Origin of the sequence: Roseobacter sp. MED193, from assembly GCF_000152965.1 — a bacterium.
GTDB lineage: Bacteria > Pseudomonadota > Alphaproteobacteria > Rhodobacterales > Rhodobacteraceae > Pseudophaeobacter.
Genome location: NZ_AANB01000005.1, coordinates 163,294 through 178,200 on the forward strand (window position 1 = coordinate 163,294; position 14,907 = coordinate 178,200).

Annotated in this window: 14 protein-coding genes; 5 read left to right on the top strand and 9 right to left on the bottom strand. The window is 57.6% G+C overall.

Annotated features, from left to right (window positions below; all coding sequences use genetic code 11):
- Positions 1-24: 24 nt before the first annotated feature.
- Entirely contained in the window at positions 25-1,299 is a 1,275-nt protein-coding gene (locus MED193_RS00730; RefSeq protein WP_009807698.1) for an FAD-binding oxidoreductase, read from the bottom strand.
- Positions 1,289-2,791 carry an aldehyde dehydrogenase family protein gene (locus MED193_RS00735; RefSeq protein WP_009807699.1) on the bottom strand — a complete coding sequence of 501 codons (1,503 nt, stop codon included), beginning with the start codon at positions 2,789-2,791 and terminating at the stop codon, positions 1,289-1,291. The genes MED193_RS00730 and MED193_RS00735 overlap by 11 nt, the downstream gene beginning before the upstream one ends.
- Positions 2,792-2,934: 143 nt before the next feature.
- Between MED193_RS00735 and MED193_RS00740 the strand changes: the two genes are divergently transcribed.
- The 3 genes from MED193_RS00740 (at position 2,935) to MED193_RS00750 (ending at position 6,092) form a co-directional block, all read left to right on the top strand.
- On the top strand, positions 2,935-3,831 hold the full coding sequence (locus MED193_RS00740) for a LysR substrate-binding domain-containing protein (RefSeq protein WP_009807700.1): 897 nt from the start codon (positions 2,935-2,937) through the stop codon (positions 3,829-3,831).
- A gap of 1 nt (position 3,832) precedes the next feature.
- Positions 3,833-4,720, top strand: a complete 888-nt coding sequence (locus tag MED193_RS00745; protein WP_009807701.1) for a LysR substrate-binding domain-containing protein — start codon at positions 3,833-3,835, stop codon at positions 4,718-4,720.
- Positions 4,721-4,883: 163 nt separating this feature from the next.
- Positions 4,884-6,092: a pyridoxal phosphate-dependent aminotransferase gene (locus MED193_RS00750; RefSeq protein WP_009807702.1), complete on the top strand. Its 1,209-nt coding sequence runs from the start codon at positions 4,884-4,886 to the stop codon at positions 6,090-6,092.
- Between the two features lie 13 nt (positions 6,093-6,105).
- Here the strand turns inward: MED193_RS00750 and MED193_RS00755 are convergent, their stop codons facing one another.
- The gene (locus tag MED193_RS00755; RefSeq protein WP_009807703.1) at positions 6,106-6,591 is read right to left on the bottom strand and encodes a GNAT family N-acetyltransferase; all 486 of its coding nucleotides are present in this window, start codon (positions 6,589-6,591) and stop codon (positions 6,106-6,108) included.
- Positions 6,592-6,759: 168 nt separating this feature from the next.
- On the opposite strand from MED193_RS00755, the gene MED193_RS00760 reads away from it, so the two are divergent.
- Positions 6,760-7,902: a PLP-dependent aspartate aminotransferase family protein gene (locus MED193_RS00760; RefSeq protein WP_039965674.1), complete on the top strand. Its 1,143-nt coding sequence runs from the start codon at positions 6,760-6,762 to the stop codon at positions 7,900-7,902.
- A gap of 82 nt (positions 7,903-7,984) precedes the next feature.
- Here MED193_RS00760 and MED193_RS00765 read toward each other — a convergent pair whose 3' ends face one another.
- Both MED193_RS00765 and MED193_RS00770 read right to left on the bottom strand, forming a co-directional pair.
- Entirely contained in the window at positions 7,985-10,153 is a 2,169-nt protein-coding gene (locus tag MED193_RS00765) for a serine/threonine protein kinase (protein WP_009807705.1), read from the bottom strand.
- A gap of 126 nt (positions 10,154-10,279) precedes the next feature.
- Entirely contained in the window at positions 10,280-10,864 is a 585-nt protein-coding gene (locus tag MED193_RS00770) for an OmpA family protein (protein ID WP_009807706.1), read from the bottom strand.
- 176 nt (positions 10,865-11,040) lie between these two features.
- Here MED193_RS00770 and MED193_RS00775 point away from each other — a divergent pair, with 176 nt between their 5' ends.
- The gene (locus MED193_RS00775) at positions 11,041-11,880 is read left to right on the top strand and encodes a M15 family metallopeptidase (protein WP_009807707.1); all 840 of its coding nucleotides are present in this window, start codon (positions 11,041-11,043) and stop codon (positions 11,878-11,880) included.
- A 36-nt stretch (positions 11,881-11,916) separates the two neighbouring features.
- Here the strand turns inward: MED193_RS00775 and MED193_RS00780 are convergent, their stop codons facing one another.
- The 4 genes from MED193_RS00780 to MED193_RS00795 form a co-directional block, all read right to left on the bottom strand.
- Positions 11,917-12,495: a hypothetical protein gene (locus MED193_RS00780; protein WP_009807708.1), complete on the bottom strand. Its 579-nt coding sequence runs from the start codon at positions 12,493-12,495 to the stop codon at positions 11,917-11,919.
- Positions 12,496-12,546: 51 nt separating this feature from the next.
- Entirely contained in the window at positions 12,547-14,046 is a 1,500-nt protein-coding gene (locus tag MED193_RS00785; RefSeq protein ID WP_009807709.1) for a caspase family protein, read from the bottom strand.
- A 140-nt stretch (positions 14,047-14,186) separates the two neighbouring features.
- On the bottom strand, positions 14,187-14,513 hold the full coding sequence (locus MED193_RS00790; RefSeq protein WP_009807710.1) for a hypothetical protein: 327 nt from the start codon (positions 14,511-14,513) through the stop codon (positions 14,187-14,189).
- A 2-nt stretch (positions 14,514-14,515) separates the two neighbouring features.
- Positions 14,516-14,902, bottom strand: a complete 387-nt coding sequence (locus MED193_RS00795) for a response regulator (protein ID WP_039965623.1) — start codon at positions 14,900-14,902, stop codon at positions 14,516-14,518.
- Between the last annotated feature and the right edge of the window lie 5 nt (positions 14,903-14,907).

Genomic DNA, 14,907 nt, shown 5'->3' on the forward strand with positions numbered 1-14,907 from the left:
GGAAAACTCTGACCCTTTTTTGCTTTATATCCTGTCGTTGACGAGATGGGTCAGCGTTGCGCCTGCCTCATAATAGGCGCCGCGGAGCCGGGCAAAGGGCAGTTTGTGATCCGTGCTTGCAGGCAAGGGCAGCAGGCCCTCGTCGCCGGAGATCAGCGCCTCTGCGATCTTGTGGCCAAAGAGCGTACCGGGCCCTATACCGCGCCCTGAATAGCCAAAGCTGACATAGCCATCTTCCAGCTTGCCAATCTTGGGCAAATATTCCTGGGTCATAGCGATGCGGCCAAACCACTCACTTTCAAATTTTGCACCAGTAAGCGCTGGGAAAACGGCAGCCATTTTCCTTGTGAGCCAGCTCTGGTGAATGCTGCTGCCAAAATGGTCCAAGGCGCCCATGGCGCCGATGATCAGTCGGCCCTGTTGATCCATTCGCCAGGAGGACATCACCAGGGCGGAGTCCCAGCAGCCTTCGAGCCCCGGCAGAATCTGCGCTTGTTGCGCCGGGCTAAGTGGCGCGGTAGCGCCCTGGAAATAGTGCACGGGCACAATCGCCGGCGCGCTGTAACCGGTCATCGCACGGGCATAGCCATTTGTGGCCATAACCAAATACTTGGCGCGGATGCTGCCCTTGGGGGTGGTGACTTGCCAGTGGCCTTTGTTGCGGTTGATGGCTGTGGCTGGAGTTTGATCATGGAGCTGCGCGCCAGCTTTGATTGCGGCGCGGGCAAGGCCACGCGCAAAGCCCAAGGGTTGGATGGTGCCTGCGCGTGGATCGAACAGGGCCCCGTGGATGGCCTCTGAACCAACGCGGCTCTGTGCCTGGGCCGCATCCAGCAACAGAACTGGCGCGCCAATGGACTGCAATTGATCGGCGCGGCGCTGTAGATCCTGCATGCCGCTGGGGGCATGGGCGCAGTGCAGGGTGCCATTGCGCACGGGCTCGCATGAAATACCATGGCGCTCAATAAGCCCATAAACCAGGTCTGGCGCCTTCCCCAGCTCCTGGGACAGGGCGTTGCCCTTTACGGGACCAAGGCGGGTATTGATGTCCTCTGGCGGCAGCCACAGCCCTGCATTGACCAAACCAACATTTCGCCCAGATCCACCATGGCCAAAGACCTCCGCCTCAATCAGGCAGACAGAGGCCCCCATCTCGGCTGCCTTTAGGGCGGCAGAGCACCCGGTATAGCCGCCGCCAATGACGACCAGATCTGCCGTGACCTCCCCGGTCAGAACCGAGGAGGCGGGGTTTTCCTGGCAGGTCTGATGCCAGAGGCTCGTGGTTAGGTCAGATGTCAAATTTTATTCCCTGTGCAAGCGGCAGTTCCCGCGAGTAGTTGACGGTATTGGTCTGGCGGCGCATGTAGCCTTTCCAGGCATCTGAGCCGCTTTCCCGTCCACCGCCGGTTTCCTTTTCACCGCCAAAGGCGCCACCGATCTCAGCGCCTGAGGGGCCGATGTTGACATTGGCGATACCGCAATCAGATCCGGCTGCCGAGAGGAAATATTCACTCTCACGCAGATCCGTCGAGAAGATGCAGGAGCTCAACCCTTGCGGGACTTCGTTCTGTAGCTCAATTGCTTGATCCAAATCGTGATATTTCACCACATAGAGGATCGGTGCAAAGGTCTCGGTATGCATGATCGCCGATTGCGCGGGCATCTCGACAATGGCCGGATGCACATAGGCGGCAGCAGCGTGGCTATCGGTTAGGGCCTGGCCGCCGCCATGAACCTTGCCGCCTTCTGCCTTGGCCTGGGTCAAGGCGCGATCCATGGTTTTTAACGCCTGTTCGTCAATCAGAGGTCCCACCAAGGTGCCATCGACCAGAGGATCGCCAATGGGCAGGCCGGCATAGGCCTTGATCAAGCGCGGGATCAGCGCGTCATAGATGTCGGCATGGACAATCAGACGACGCAGCGAAGTGCAGCGCTGACCGGCGGTGCCCACGGCTGAGAACACAATGGCGCGCAGGGCCATTTCCAGATCCGCCGAGGGCGCTACGATCATCGCGTTATTGCCGCCAAGTTCCAGAATGGTGCGGCCCAGTCGCTGGGACATATCCTGCGCCACAGCCTTGCCCATGGGTACCGACCCGGTTGCGGAAATGATCGCCACATCCTTGGAGGCCGTCAGGGCTTCGCCCAGATCGCGTTCGCCGATCAGGGTCTGGATCAGACCGTCGGGCGCATCCTCGCCGAATTGCGCGGTGACCCGGTTACAGATTTTCTGCACGGCAAGGGCGGTCAGCGGCGTCTTTTCCGAAGGTTTCCAGATCACCGGATCGCCACAGACCAGTGCCAGAGCGGCGTTCCAGCACCAGGGTGCTACGGGGAAGTTAAACGCGGTGATCACGCCGCAGGTTCCCATCGGGTGCCAGGTTTCTCGCATGGCGTGGCCGGGGCGTTCCGAGGCGATGGTCAGGCCATAAAGCTGACGCGACAAACCGACTGCGAAATCACAGATGTCGATCATCTCCTGCACTTCGCCCAGACCTTCCCGATAGATCTTGCCGCACTCCAGCGTCACCAGGCGCCCAAGGTTTTCTTTCTCCCGGCGCAGCTCTTCGCCCAGCAGACGCACCAGTTCGCCACGACGGGGGGCGGGGACAAGCCGCCAGGATTTGAAGGCGTCTTTGGCCTTTGCGATCTGCGCCTCTGCATCGGTCAGGCTGTGCATGGGGATACAGGCGATCTCGCTGCCATCAACCGGGGTTTTGACACTGAGACTGCCGCCGGTCAGCGCGTCTTTGGTGAAACCGGCAGCGGCAAGAATCTGGGTATGAGGCATGGTCTATCCTTTCAGGGGATCTATCAAGCCATGAGCTCATTGCGGGGTTATTGTCTGGCAACTCACGGCACTTTTCTATAAATCACAAGACAAATCGCAAAATGCACATGATACTAAATCCTGAAGCTATGAGGTAAGGTTATATGATAGCACCCCGTCGGTTCTTGCCCTCTATCTCTTCCCTGCTCGCACTGGAGGCTGTGGACCGCCTCGGGAGTGCTTCGGCAGCGGCAGAAGATCTCAACCTTACGCAAAGTGCTATCAGTCGCCAGTTAAAGCAGTTGGAACAGCAGATGGAGGTCGATCTGATCGCGCGGGACCAGATGCGGATGCAGTTAACGCCGGGCGGGGCAAACTATGCCAAAGAGGCCCGGGCCATCCTGTCCCGATTGGCGCAGGCTTCGATCAAACTGCGGGCAAATCCGGATGGGGGTAGCCTCAATCTGTCGATTCTGGCCTCCTTTGGGCTGCATTGGTTGGCGCCCCGGCTCAAAGGTTTTGTCGGTCAGCATCCGGGTATCACTGTCAATTTGCAGACCCACAACCTGCCTTTCAGCTTTGAGGCAGGCACCGCGCAGGCGGCCATTCACTATGGCACCCGTGACTGGCCAGGGGTGCAATACCTTCCTCTGATGCCCAAACATGTGCTCCCGGTTTGTGCGCCAGACCTTTTGCCCAGCCCCCTGCACCGGCCCCAGGATCTGCTGGACTATCCCCTGCTGCACCTGGAAACGCATCCCGACAGTTGGGAGCAGTGGTTTGGCCTGCATGATGTGGAAGCAGCGCGGTTACAGGGCATGCTGTTTGACCAGTCTTCAGCCATGACACAGGCGGCGGTGCACGGGCTGGGGATCGCCCTGCTGCCGACCTTCCTGGCGGAGGGGGAGATCGCTGCTGGTCGCTTGCAACTGGCCATCAGCGGAGCCCCGGTCACACTGGGGGAGTATTTCCTGGTCTGGCCTGCGGAACACGCCGATGACTATCCGCTTATGCAGTTTCGCAATTGGCTGCTGGATCAAATCAAAGCAGAGGAGTGCTGATATGCGTTTGCCGAGCCTCACACATCTGCGCTGCTTTGACAGTGCTGCACGTCACCAGAGCTTTACAGCAGCGGGTGAAGAAATTGGCCTGACCCAAAGTGCTGTCAGTAAGAAGGTTAAGGAGCTGGAAGCGGATCTTGGCTTTGCTCTGTTTCAGCGGGTGGGGCGCGGTGTGGTGTTGACGGCAGCTGGTGCCAGCCTCGCGGCAGATCTGGCCCAGGATCTTGGGGCGCTGCGCAACTCAGTGCAAAAGGCTGTGGCGGCTGGGGCCGGGCGTAGTGCACTGCGCATTGCGGTGCTGCCAACCTTTGCCAATCGCTGGCTTATCCCGCGCTTGCCGGACTTTTTTACGCGCCATCCAGAGATCGAGCTGAGCCTGTCGACGCGGCTGGAGCCCTTTGATTTTGCCCGCGACCCTTTTGATCTTGCGATCCACTATGGGCGCGACAATTGGCCCGGAGCCCGCATGGTGGAGCTGTTTGGCGAACAGATGGTGCCGATTGCGGCACCAGAGTTATTTGCCAGCCATGACCTGGCGAGTGTGAACAGGCTGACAGATGTGCCCCTGGTGCATCTGGAAAGCCGCAGTGATGCCTGGGCGGACTGGTTTCTTGCCGCCGATATGCGTGGCCAACCCCGCCAGGATGGGCGCTATTTTGATCAGTATTCCATGGTGATCGGCGCGGCTACTGCTGGGCTTGGGGCAGCGATTGTGCCCTTTGATATGGTGGCGGCGGAGCTGGATGCAGGCACTTTGCTACAGTTGCCGGGGCCGGTTCTGAGGTCGAGTAAACGCTACTATCTGACCCGCCCGCATGGGGCCGCGCCAGAGGCTGTGCGCAAATTTGAGACCTGGATCACGCGGCAATTGCGACAGAAACCTGGCTAGTTTACCTGCTCAACGGTGCATCTGTTTGCGCCCATTCATGCAGTGGTGGAATGAGTGCTGTCCGATTTGAGGAGTATTCTGCAAGCCTGCCCAGCGTAGGTTCGACGGTGAGCTTCGGGCGGTAAGTCTGGGCGCCAGTTCTTGCAGCGAGAGGACCCCATCCATGTCAGAGTTTCGTAAGGCCAGCCGTATTGATGCCATTGAAGTTTCGGAGATCCTGCAGATCGGAGCTCGGGCTGCGGAGCTGAAGCGCCAAGGGCGAGAGGTGATCGTATTGGGCGCAGGGGAGCCGGATTTCGACACGCCAGACGCGATCAAACAGGCGGCTGTTGATGCCATTTGGACGGGAGAAACCAAATACACGGCCCTGGGCGGAACCCCGGCGTTGAAGCAGGCGATCCGCGCCAAGTTTGCTCGCGACCATGATCTGGACTACGGGCTGGATGAAATCATCGTCTCTACTGGTGCCAAACAGGTGCTCTACAATGCCTTCATGGCCAGTCTGGAACCGGGGGATGAGGTCATTGTGCCTACCCCCTATTGGACGTCCTATGTGGATATTATTGCTCTGGCGGGAGGTAAGCCGGTGCTGGTGCCCTGCGGTGCTGAGGCCGGTTTTCGGATGACACCGGAGCAGTTGCAGCAGGCGCTCACACCGCGCACGCGCTGGGTTTTGTTCAACTCTCCCTCCAACCCATCTGGCGCGGCGTATTCGGCAAAGGACTATGCGCCCCTGCTGGAGCTGTTGTTGCAGCATCCTCATGTCTGGATCATGGCCGATGACATGTATGAGCACATCACCTACCCGGGGTTCGATTTTGCCACCCCGGCTGCGGTTGAGCCGCGATTGAAATCGCGCTGCCTAACCATCAATGGTGTGTCCAAAGCCTACGCTATGACTGGCTGGCGTATTGGTTATGCCGGCGGGCCAGCTGCTCTGATTGCCGCCATGGCGGTGATCCAAGGGCAGTCGACCTCTTGTGCCTCTTCGGTGTCGCAGGCGGCGGCTGAGGCGGCACTGAACGGGCCACAAGAGATCCTGCGCGAGCGGCGCGCCAGTTTTCAGGCCCGTCGTGATCTGGTGGTTGATGGGTTGAACGCTATCGACGGTATCAGTTGTCCGCGTCCCGAGGGCGCCTTTTACACCTTTGCCAGTTGTGCAGGTGTTCTAGGATGCCGAACCCCGCAGGGCTCAGTTTTGCACACAGATGCTGATTTTTGCGCCTATGTCTTGGAACATCACGATGTGGCCATGGTACCAGGGCGGGCATTTGGCCTGTCGCCCTATTTCCGGATCTCCTATGCGACCAGCACGGCTGAGCTGCGCGAGGCCCTGGCGCGACTGACGCGGGCGGTGGCGCAGTTGAGCTGAGGGTCACACAGAACTACAATCGTTTTTGCATCAGAATCAGGTCCAGCCATTGATCCCATTTGCGCCCAACTTGGGGCATCAGGCCGGTCTGGGTGAACCCTATGGCGCTGTGAAACCCAACGGCCTTGGGATTGGCGCTGCTGATGCCAGCCACCAAGACATGCACCTCCCTGGCACGGGCGGCATCTTCCAACTTGGCCATTAGGGCCCGCCCCAAGCCATGGCCCTGCGCGTCGGGCAATAGCTGGATAGAGTGTTCCTGCGTGTGGCGATACCCCGGCCCTGTGCGGAAGTCACCGTAGGTGGCAAAGCCCAGAAGCCGCCCGTCCAGCTCCGCCACTAGAAACGGCCGTGGGTCCTCACGCAGGCGCAGGGCGATTTCTTCAGGTCGACGCTCCTGAGTAGTGAAGGTAAACAGTGTTTCGCGGATCATTGAATTGGCAATGCGCGCAATGCCGGTCGCGTCCCGTGGCTGGGCCTGGCGAATTTCTACGGGCATGGGCTGGCTCTCCTTTGGGCGCCGTTGGTGCCAGGGACAGGAACATGCATTTTGAGTGACCACAAGTGCGGCCTGGAACTCGGCCGCTGCAGCTTTTGCGTGAAAGGCGATTGAACTTGGCGCTGGTGCGCTTCAAAGATGGGGCAACGCAGCCAGGGAGCTTTTAATATGCAGCGCAATGATTTGAAACCCGCGACAATTGCGGCCCAGGCCGCTGGAACAATTGACGCGGCCAGTGGCGGCGTTGTGCCGCCCTTGCAGCCCTCGACGACATTTGTGCGAGACCGTGACTATCAGCTGGTCAATGAAAGCAACGTCTATCTGCGGTCCCATAATGAGGCGGTGCGCCTGGGTGAGGAAATCCTATCCCGTCTAGAAGGCGCTGAGGATACCCAGTTGTTTCCATCGGGCATGGCGGCCATCGCGGCGGTGTTCCGCACTGTGCCAAATGGCGGCGCAGTGATTGTGCAGTCCGGTATCTATTGGGGCACCACAAAATGGATCCGTGATTTTTGCACCCGCCGCGATATCGCTCTGCACGAAGTTGATGCCAGCGACATCGGGGCCCTGCAGGCGGTGTGTGCCGTGCATCAGGCGCAGCTCTTGTTCATTGAAACCCCGTCGAACCCCTGGTTGAAAACTGTTGATATCAAAGCTGCAAAGGCCTGTGCGCAGACCGCGGGTGCCAGTCTGGTTGTGGATAGCACGGCGGCGACACCGCTGCTGACCCGTCCTTTGGAAATGGGGGCGGATATTGTCATGCATTCGGCGACCAAGGTGATCAACGGTCATTCCGATGTGTTGGGGGGCGTGCTGAGCACGCGTCTGCGCACGCCGCTTTGGGAGGCGATCTGTATGGATCGCAACGAGGCAGGCGCAGTAATGGGGCCATTTGAAGCCTGGCTGCTGGTGCGCAGCATGCGCACATTACCGCTACGGGTGGAAAAGATGTGCGCAAATGCAATGGCTGTGGCAGAATTTCTTGCCAGTCACCCTGAGGTCGAAGATGTGCTATATCCAGGCCTCCCCAGCCACGCAGGACATGGGCTGGCCAGTCAGCAGATGTCGGGAGGCTATGGGTTCTTGATGTCGTTTCTCGTCAAGGGTGGGCGTGAGGCAGCCTTGGCGGTGGCGGGGCGCCTGAACCTGTTTCACCGCGCCACCTCGCTTGGTGGGGTCGAAAGCCTGGTAGAACATCGCCACACCATTGAACCCCATACCGGTATTCCCGAAAACCTGTTGCGGATCTCAATCGGGATTGAGGATGCCAATGATCTGATCTCAGATTTGAATCAGGCTCTGCTTGGCTAGCGATCGCGTTAATGGGAACGACACCCCCTGTTTTGTTGAAAACAGAGCCGGGGGTGTCGCTGACCTGCCGCTTGGCCAGTCGTTAGGGCAGCGCTGTTTCCAGGATTTTGCTATCCATGGAGAGGATCAGATTGGCATCATTGGCACTGTTTTCTTTAAGGGCCTCGGCAAAGCCAACGGCGCTTTCGGAGGTTGGGCGCAGTCCTGCAAACAGAGGTTCGGATGAGTGCAGCACCAGAATGCGGCTTTTGCCAAGTGTGCTGTCATCAACCCGGAAGGCCAGGCCACCGTTCAGTGCTGACTCCGCCAGAGTATAGGCAACGCGCACAGAAATCTGGCCTGTTCTGCCCTCTCGTAGATCCGTGATCGAATTCTCCTGACGCGAGATATTAGGCAGCAAATGAAATACGTTACCTGATACATCCAGTATGGAGACCGTCAGGTAGCCCGAGGTGATCGACGCTGGGATCGTGACATCGATGACCGGGTTTTCCCCGACAAAAAAGCGACCTGAAGGATTGGGTGTGTTGTCGTTACCTGTGCTAAAATTAACATCGAACTTGCCAGCAGGGGCCTTGGGCAAAGCGCCTTCGACGACGCAAAGGGAGGGGTTCAGGATCTCTAGATCCAGGGAAATTTTGCGGGTTTCAGCGAGACCGCGCAAAGCATCAAACAGACGGACACGTGCTTCGGATCCTGCAAGCCGTCCGGTCACCGTTACGGTATCCTCCGGACCAAACCCGCCACCAACTGACCCCGGAGCCACATGGAGCGGTCCGCAGTCCTCAAATCCGCCAACCAGACCACGGACTTCTGAAATGGCCAGAACCGGCAGCCGGTAAGTGATTATGGCCACGCCGTCCAAGCCCCCGGGCAACCCGTCCTCGAACTGGGCGTTGAGTGTAGCGGCCAGATCTGGATCGCTGGTGATCCCGCTCAGCTTTGCCTGGTTGTCGCTGACTGTTAGGCGCCACTGCTGCAGATCCGATAGGGGGGTAAGTGTTGTCAGAACATCCTCAGCCCAGGTATCGGCAATGGCTCCGCTTGAAAGGGTGATATCGGCCTGATCCACCAGGGCCGTCAGTGCATCGCGGCTCTCTTCTGACGGCATGTTTCCAATGGCCCGGCGTGGCCCGGGTTTTGTTTTTTCAACAATCAGAGTAAAGGGCTGCGCCACTGGATAGCTTGGTCCTAGGAGGGGATCCAGCAGGCCAGAGAAAAATGCGCCAGCCCCGGCAAGGGCGAGTGCAAGCACAGCCACCAAGGCCAAGAGAGGGGCCTTGCTGCGGCTGGGCTCTTCCTTGATTGATCTGCCCTTGGTGGCTCCTGAGGTTTTGGGAGCTGCAGCCGCACTGGGGACAATGATGGTTGCCTCTTCATCCGAGGGCGCGACTGGACGCGCCTCAACGCTTGCGTTTGGATCACTCTCGATGCGGTCCAAAAAGTCCAATACCTCCGCCGCACTGCCGAGGCGGCTGTCCGGGTTGGGGTCACACATCCGTTCGATAAGCTGCTTGAAGGGCGCAGGAAGTCCCTCCGTGTCTACTGGTTTTTGTTTGTTTTCAACAACCTCCATTGGGTTCGCGCCCAGCTGAGGCGAGGCTCCCCGGAAGTTGGCCAACAAAAGCGCCCCAAGCGAATAGATATCGGCGCGGGCATCGGTATTGCCGGACAACTGTTCAGGCGCGGCATAGGAGTACTTACCGGCGAATTCGTTGCCCACAATTGTTTCTGCACCGGGGTTGGTGTCCTTGGCGATGCCAAAATCAATAATCACGGCTTGGGCAGGATCGCCGTCGCGCAGGATGATATTATCTGGGCTTAGATCCCGGTGAACGATGTTGCGGGCATGCGCGGCCTTCAGCCCCTCAGCGACGCGCCGACAGATCACCAACAGATCGGCAGCTTCCATTGGTCCTTGTTTGAGCTTTTTGTCCAGTCCGGGACCGTCGATGTAATCCATCAACAAATAGATATGGCCATCCGGTGTGCGGTGGTTTTCCGAATACCGCACAACCGCATCATGGCGAATTTCGCGGATGTTTTCTTCGCGGGCCATCAGGACGGTGAAATCCTCGTTCCCGGAAAACTCCTGCTTTAGCACCTTGATGGCAACAAGGTTTCCTGAAATCTCTGAACGCGCTTTGTAGACGTTTGAAGTCCCGCCCCGACCCAAAAGCATTTCAATGCGATAGGTGTTATTCAGCAAGTCACCTGGCTGAAAAAGGTCACTGGGATGAGATGCGATCATCGCAGCCTGTCCTTGTCAAAAATCGCGGTGATTGCACGGCTCCAGCCCACAGCAAAAACAGCTGTGCAACTCCAAGAGGGGTTTGCATCATCAGGCCGCGCGGGGGCCGGGGCTAACGGCATCAGGTTAGCCCAGAGCCTGGAATTCTACCCGGCGGTTTTCATCTGCACGGGGATTGGCGGAATTATAGGGGGCAGCCTCTCCCATTCCGATTGCCTTGAGCATGTCTTCATCAATACCGCAGTTGCTGATCAGATGGCGGCGCACTTCCTGAGCGCGCAGCAAAGAGAGACGTTCGTTATAGCGCGCAGATCCAGAGCTGTCCGTATGACCAATGATCTGGAAAACGGTGCCCTGCAGGGCCTGCATCGATGCGCACATATTGACCAATTTGGGCTGTTGATCTGGGCGCAGGGTGGCGCTGTCAAAGTCGAAGGAAATCTGCAGGTTGATCTGTGATTGACGATCAACGGGAGAATAATCGGTATTTGCAGTCGCAACCGTTGCGGTCTCCTGCGCATCCGAGGCCTGAGGTGCCGGGGCCGCAGCGCTGCTGGGGGCGATCACCAAACCACGGGTTTTTTGCTGTTGAAGAATTTTGGTAATTTCTTCGACAGACTGTCCCTCGCTACTGGCCTGAGCATGGAGCCCGGAGGTCGGCAGGAGCAGCGCAGAACACATAAAGGCGGCAATAATACTGACGCGGACCATAACTTGTCCCCTATACTGAAAAACATTACCCAAAAAAGACTATACCACATGAACGGTTCTGCCAATGGGCTGGATAGGAATAAGAACTTTGTCAGTTGATCTGACAAATCTGGACAAAGGGCTTTACTCGCCTGCCTGCTCGGCCTTGAATGGGGTGGTATTAAGTAGAGGGTGTTATGCGGGTTTTACCGGCGATTATTATTTGTATCGGGCTGCTCTTGGCCCCGGCTGTTTGGATTGGTCTCAAATGGATGCTGTCCGAAGAGGATTTCCAGGGGGCCTCGGTTGATTCCACCGCCCGAATCGAAATTGAGATGCTGCGCCAGCAAATCGAAGACCTGCAATTGCGCCTGACGGATCTGCAAACAGAGGTAACGCGCCTGCCGCTGGGAAATGGCGGCCAGATGGCGCCTGCGGCCTCTTCGGCTGAGGCCGAGCGGGAGATCTGGGATCAAACCGAAGGTGCAGACCTGGATTATGCACAGGTTGTGTTGATTGCGGATCGTGTGAACGTCAATCGCGGCCTGCAGGTGACGGGTGGCCGCTACCTCACCGAGCGGCTGGGACGTCCACGTGAGACCTTGAACGATACCTGCCAGCCGATGACCAACCCAGAGCTAAAAGAAAAGCTGGTGACGGAGCAGGTTGGGCCAATTCGTGTCAGTATGCTGCGCCCAGCAATCGAAAGTCTGAAAGTGGTGTTTGAGAATATCCGCCAAGCGGATCCTGATCTGTACAATCGTATCAACACGGCCGGCGCGCTCTGTGTGCGGCGGATCCGGGGCACAACCAATTCACTGTCCACCCATAGTTACGGCCTGGCAGTTGATCTGAATATCGATGGCCAGTTGGATAATTTCACCGATGGGAAGACCCAATTGGGCCTGACCATCATGGCAGATTTTTTCTTTGCAGAGGGCTGGGTTTGGGGCGCGGGTTTCCGCCGCGAAGACAGCATGCATTTTGAAATCAGCCGCCGCCAGCTAGATAGCTGGATCGCAGAAGGCCGCCTCTAGGAGACCTTCAATATAGAAATGTCTTAGATAGGGGGCTCAGGAGCGCAGCAGAACCTTGTTTGACCCCAAGGCCGCCGCCACCTGCTGATATTGGCTGGCCCGTGCGGCGGATTGCGTCGATGAACGCAGCAGTTTGGTTTCGGCTTCCTGGAGGATTGCGATAGCCTGCCTTTGGGCGCTTGCACGGCGTTCGGGGGTCACTGCGACCAGGGGACGTGCGGAGCGCTGGCCGTCATTGCTGCTGATGCGTGCCCGGGCTGCGGTTTTGTCACTATTCGCGCGGGCCAGAAGGCGCAGTTCTTCCGCAGTCTCGCGCAGAATCTGTTTGAGTTCTGTGTGACCGTTCATATTGGCAGCATCCAATCCCAAAGTTTCAATTCGCTCTGCGAGACAATCGACAACATATCCGCCGGTGGCGGTACAAAGGTTCTTCATTTGCGATAGCCGGGTGGCCAGTTGCGGTACGGATGCCACCTGGGTGGATGGCGAGCGACCTGTTGGTGACCCGCTGGGGTCGCCGCTGTAACCGCTTTGTGAGTCACCGGTTTCTTGCGCTGTGACAGGGTGGGTCAGAGCCAGAAAAACAACCCCGATACAGCTCAGAGCAAATCTCAATAGCTTTCTCATAATACAACCTCCGTAACTCGCTAATCTGTGGCTTGGCCCTTAGCCATCAAGCCCATAGGCCCGGCGAATACCCCGCTGGGTTCCGGGACCAAAATCACCATCAATAGAGCCTTGATAAAACTTGTTTTCTTTTAGTTTGTCCTGCAGCGCCCTGCGGGTGTTTAATGTGAACATGTTGGGGCGTTTGCTCAGCAGGTCCAGCACATCTGCACTGCCGGACCGGAGCGCGGCATAAAGGAAATGCGCCGCTTCAGTTGGGCCTTTTCCGGGAACCAAGCCATCGTCAATGAGTGCGGCAAAGTTGAACTGCGCCTGTGGGTGCCTCAGCTCAGCTGCACGCTGGAAAAAACCATAGGCTTTTTGCGGGTTGGCTTGCAGGCCAAGACCACCCTGATGATGCAGGAAGCCCAAGTCGTTGATGGCATCGGCAAAGTTTTGGGCGGCCGCAGCTTGATAAAGTTCCAGAGCTTTTTGCGGGTTGGCAGGAACGCCAGTGCCACGCTCATAAAGCTTGGCCAGTTCAAACTGGGCCTCTGGCGCGCCTGCATCCGCCGCACGTTGCAGAAAATCTACCGCAGCGACGGGATCAAACCGCCCGGCATTGGGGTTGAGCCGCATATAGGCCAGCCCCAGCATCGAACGGGTATCCCCCTGTTCAGCGAGGGCGAGAAGCTGTTCTTCCTGGTCAGGTTTTATTGCCGACCAGGCTTCGGAGGTGCCTGCTGGAACGGCTTCGGCACCGTCTTGCGTCGCGGCGGCAAGATAAAAGGGCACCCCGGTCAAGGAGCCATAAGTATGAGGCTCCTGAAGATTGCCGGTTTTTTCTAGAACCAGATCTCGCACCTGACGGAACATCAGGCTGATTTCCAACCCAGGCTGCGCCATTTTTTGCATCAGGGCTTGGGCGTAGGGGCTATTGTTCCCAGTACCGTCGAGGGCGACCTGACCATCGCGGGCAGCAAAGGCCACTAAAGTGCCGCGATCAGGATCTACGGCGGCCATACCGCCCCCTCCACCGCGGGTTTCTTCTGAGGCCGTCCCAGACGCATTGCTTTGGTCCAGTGCGATAGAGTCCCCCAGCGGATTGTCGCGGCAGCTATCAAGGATAACAATCCTCATCTTCCGGGCACGATCCACGGCAGCAAGCAGCTGCTTCAGGGAGGCGGACTGACGTTGAACATCCCTATTGCTGGTCACATTGGCATCAATTGGGATGAGGAAGTTCTCGCCCTGCACTTCGATTCCATGCCCTGCAAAATAGACCAATGCAAGATCTGCCACTTCAGACCGGAAGGCAAAATCATCCAGAAGCCCAACCATTTGCTGGGCGGTGGCGTCTAACGCTAGGGTGACGTCAAAGCCAATATTTTCAAGGCTTTGTGCCATTCCATTGGCATCATTATGGGTGTTCTCCAGAGGCGGGAGATATTGATAATCGGCCATGCCAATGACCAGCGCGATTCGATCCCGCGCCGCCTCTGCGATCTGGGGGAGAGCAAAACAGACTATCGCTGTCAGAACCTTGAAAAACCGCGTCATACCAATACCAATGAAAATTCACCTATCTCGTGGTAATCTAACGCGCTGGTGCAGCAAAGAAAGAGAAAAAGCCGCTCAAGCAAAATGCTCAAACGGCTTTAGAGAGTTCGTAGGGGCGCGGACAGGCCGCAGTAGGCCGCTTAGTTGGCCACAAAGCTGCCAATTTCCCGCAGACGTTCCCGCAGTTTTTGCAGCGTGACAGTCTCCGTCGCGGCTTGGATATCGGCCTCGCCGGTATCCATAATCTGCGTTTCCACCTTCTCAAAGAAGCTGGCCATCCCTGCGAGTGTCTGCATGACCAGATCAAAGTCTTGCAGCGATTGTGTTTCTTGCCGGGTTGGCTTGGTTCCACGATCGAAGATGTCATGCACCACGTCTTCCAAGGTTTGCACCTTGGAATAGAGCTGCCGCATTTCTCGTGCTGAGATCGCGCTAAGGCCAGAAATTGTTTGGTGCTGTCCTTCCATGGTTACAGCCGCCCGACGACCTGTTCGATCGCCTGTTTCATGGTCGCCACAGTAAAGGGCTTACGGATGATGTTGTTCAAACCGAGCTTTTTGCCCACCTCGATGATTTCAGGCGTCGGTTTACCTGTGACCAGAATAAAGCCAAGCCGCTGTGTCACCTGGTGACCCCGGACAGCCTGAAGAAGGCCTAGCCCATCCATTCCTGGCATGTTGTAGTCTGACAAGACCAGATGCACAGGGGTTGTCGTCAGTTTTTGAAAAGCAGACTGGCCGTTGTTTTCAACCATGTAATTTTTGATGCCGAGCTCATCCAAACACTGGGTAATAATACCGCGGCTTGTGGACATGTCATCGACGACCATAACGCGTAAAGAGTCTTTTAGGCTCATGTCAT

What these genes read in the sequence shown, in the direction of transcription:
- MED193_RS00785 (WP_009807709.1), bottom strand. Translation starts at nt 14,046, where the DNA reads ATGACGCGGTTTTTCAAGGTTCTGACAGCGATAGTCTGTTTTGCTCTC.
- MED193_RS00740 (WP_009807700.1), top strand. Translation starts at nt 2,935, where the DNA reads ATGATAGCACCCCGTCGGTTCTTGCCCTCTATCTCTTCCCTGCTCGCA.
- MED193_RS00795 (WP_039965623.1), bottom strand. Translation starts at nt 14,902, where the DNA reads ATGAGCCTAAAAGACTCTTTACGCGTTATGGTCGTCGATGACATGTCC.
- MED193_RS00755 (WP_009807703.1), bottom strand. Translation starts at nt 6,591, where the DNA reads ATGCCCGTAGAAATTCGCCAGGCCCAGCCACGGGACGCGACCGGCATT.
- MED193_RS00770 (WP_009807706.1), bottom strand. Translation starts at nt 10,864, where the DNA reads ATGGTCCGCGTCAGTATTATTGCCGCCTTTATGTGTTCTGCGCTGCTC.
- MED193_RS00760 (WP_039965674.1), top strand. Translation starts at nt 6,760, where the DNA reads ATGCAGCGCAATGATTTGAAACCCGCGACAATTGCGGCCCAGGCCGCT.
- MED193_RS00745 (WP_009807701.1), top strand. Translation starts at nt 3,833, where the DNA reads ATGCGTTTGCCGAGCCTCACACATCTGCGCTGCTTTGACAGTGCTGCA.
- MED193_RS00735 (WP_009807699.1), bottom strand. Translation starts at nt 2,791, where the DNA reads ATGCCTCATACCCAGATTCTTGCCGCTGCCGGTTTCACCAAAGACGCG.
- MED193_RS00750 (WP_009807702.1), top strand. Translation starts at nt 4,884, where the DNA reads ATGTCAGAGTTTCGTAAGGCCAGCCGTATTGATGCCATTGAAGTTTCG.
- MED193_RS00790 (WP_009807710.1), bottom strand. Translation starts at nt 14,513, where the DNA reads ATGGAAGGACAGCACCAAACAATTTCTGGCCTTAGCGCGATCTCAGCA.
- MED193_RS00765 (WP_009807705.1), bottom strand. Translation starts at nt 10,153, where the DNA reads ATGATCGCATCTCATCCCAGTGACCTTTTTCAGCCAGGTGACTTGCTG.
- MED193_RS00775 (WP_009807707.1), top strand. Translation starts at nt 11,041, where the DNA reads ATGCGGGTTTTACCGGCGATTATTATTTGTATCGGGCTGCTCTTGGCC.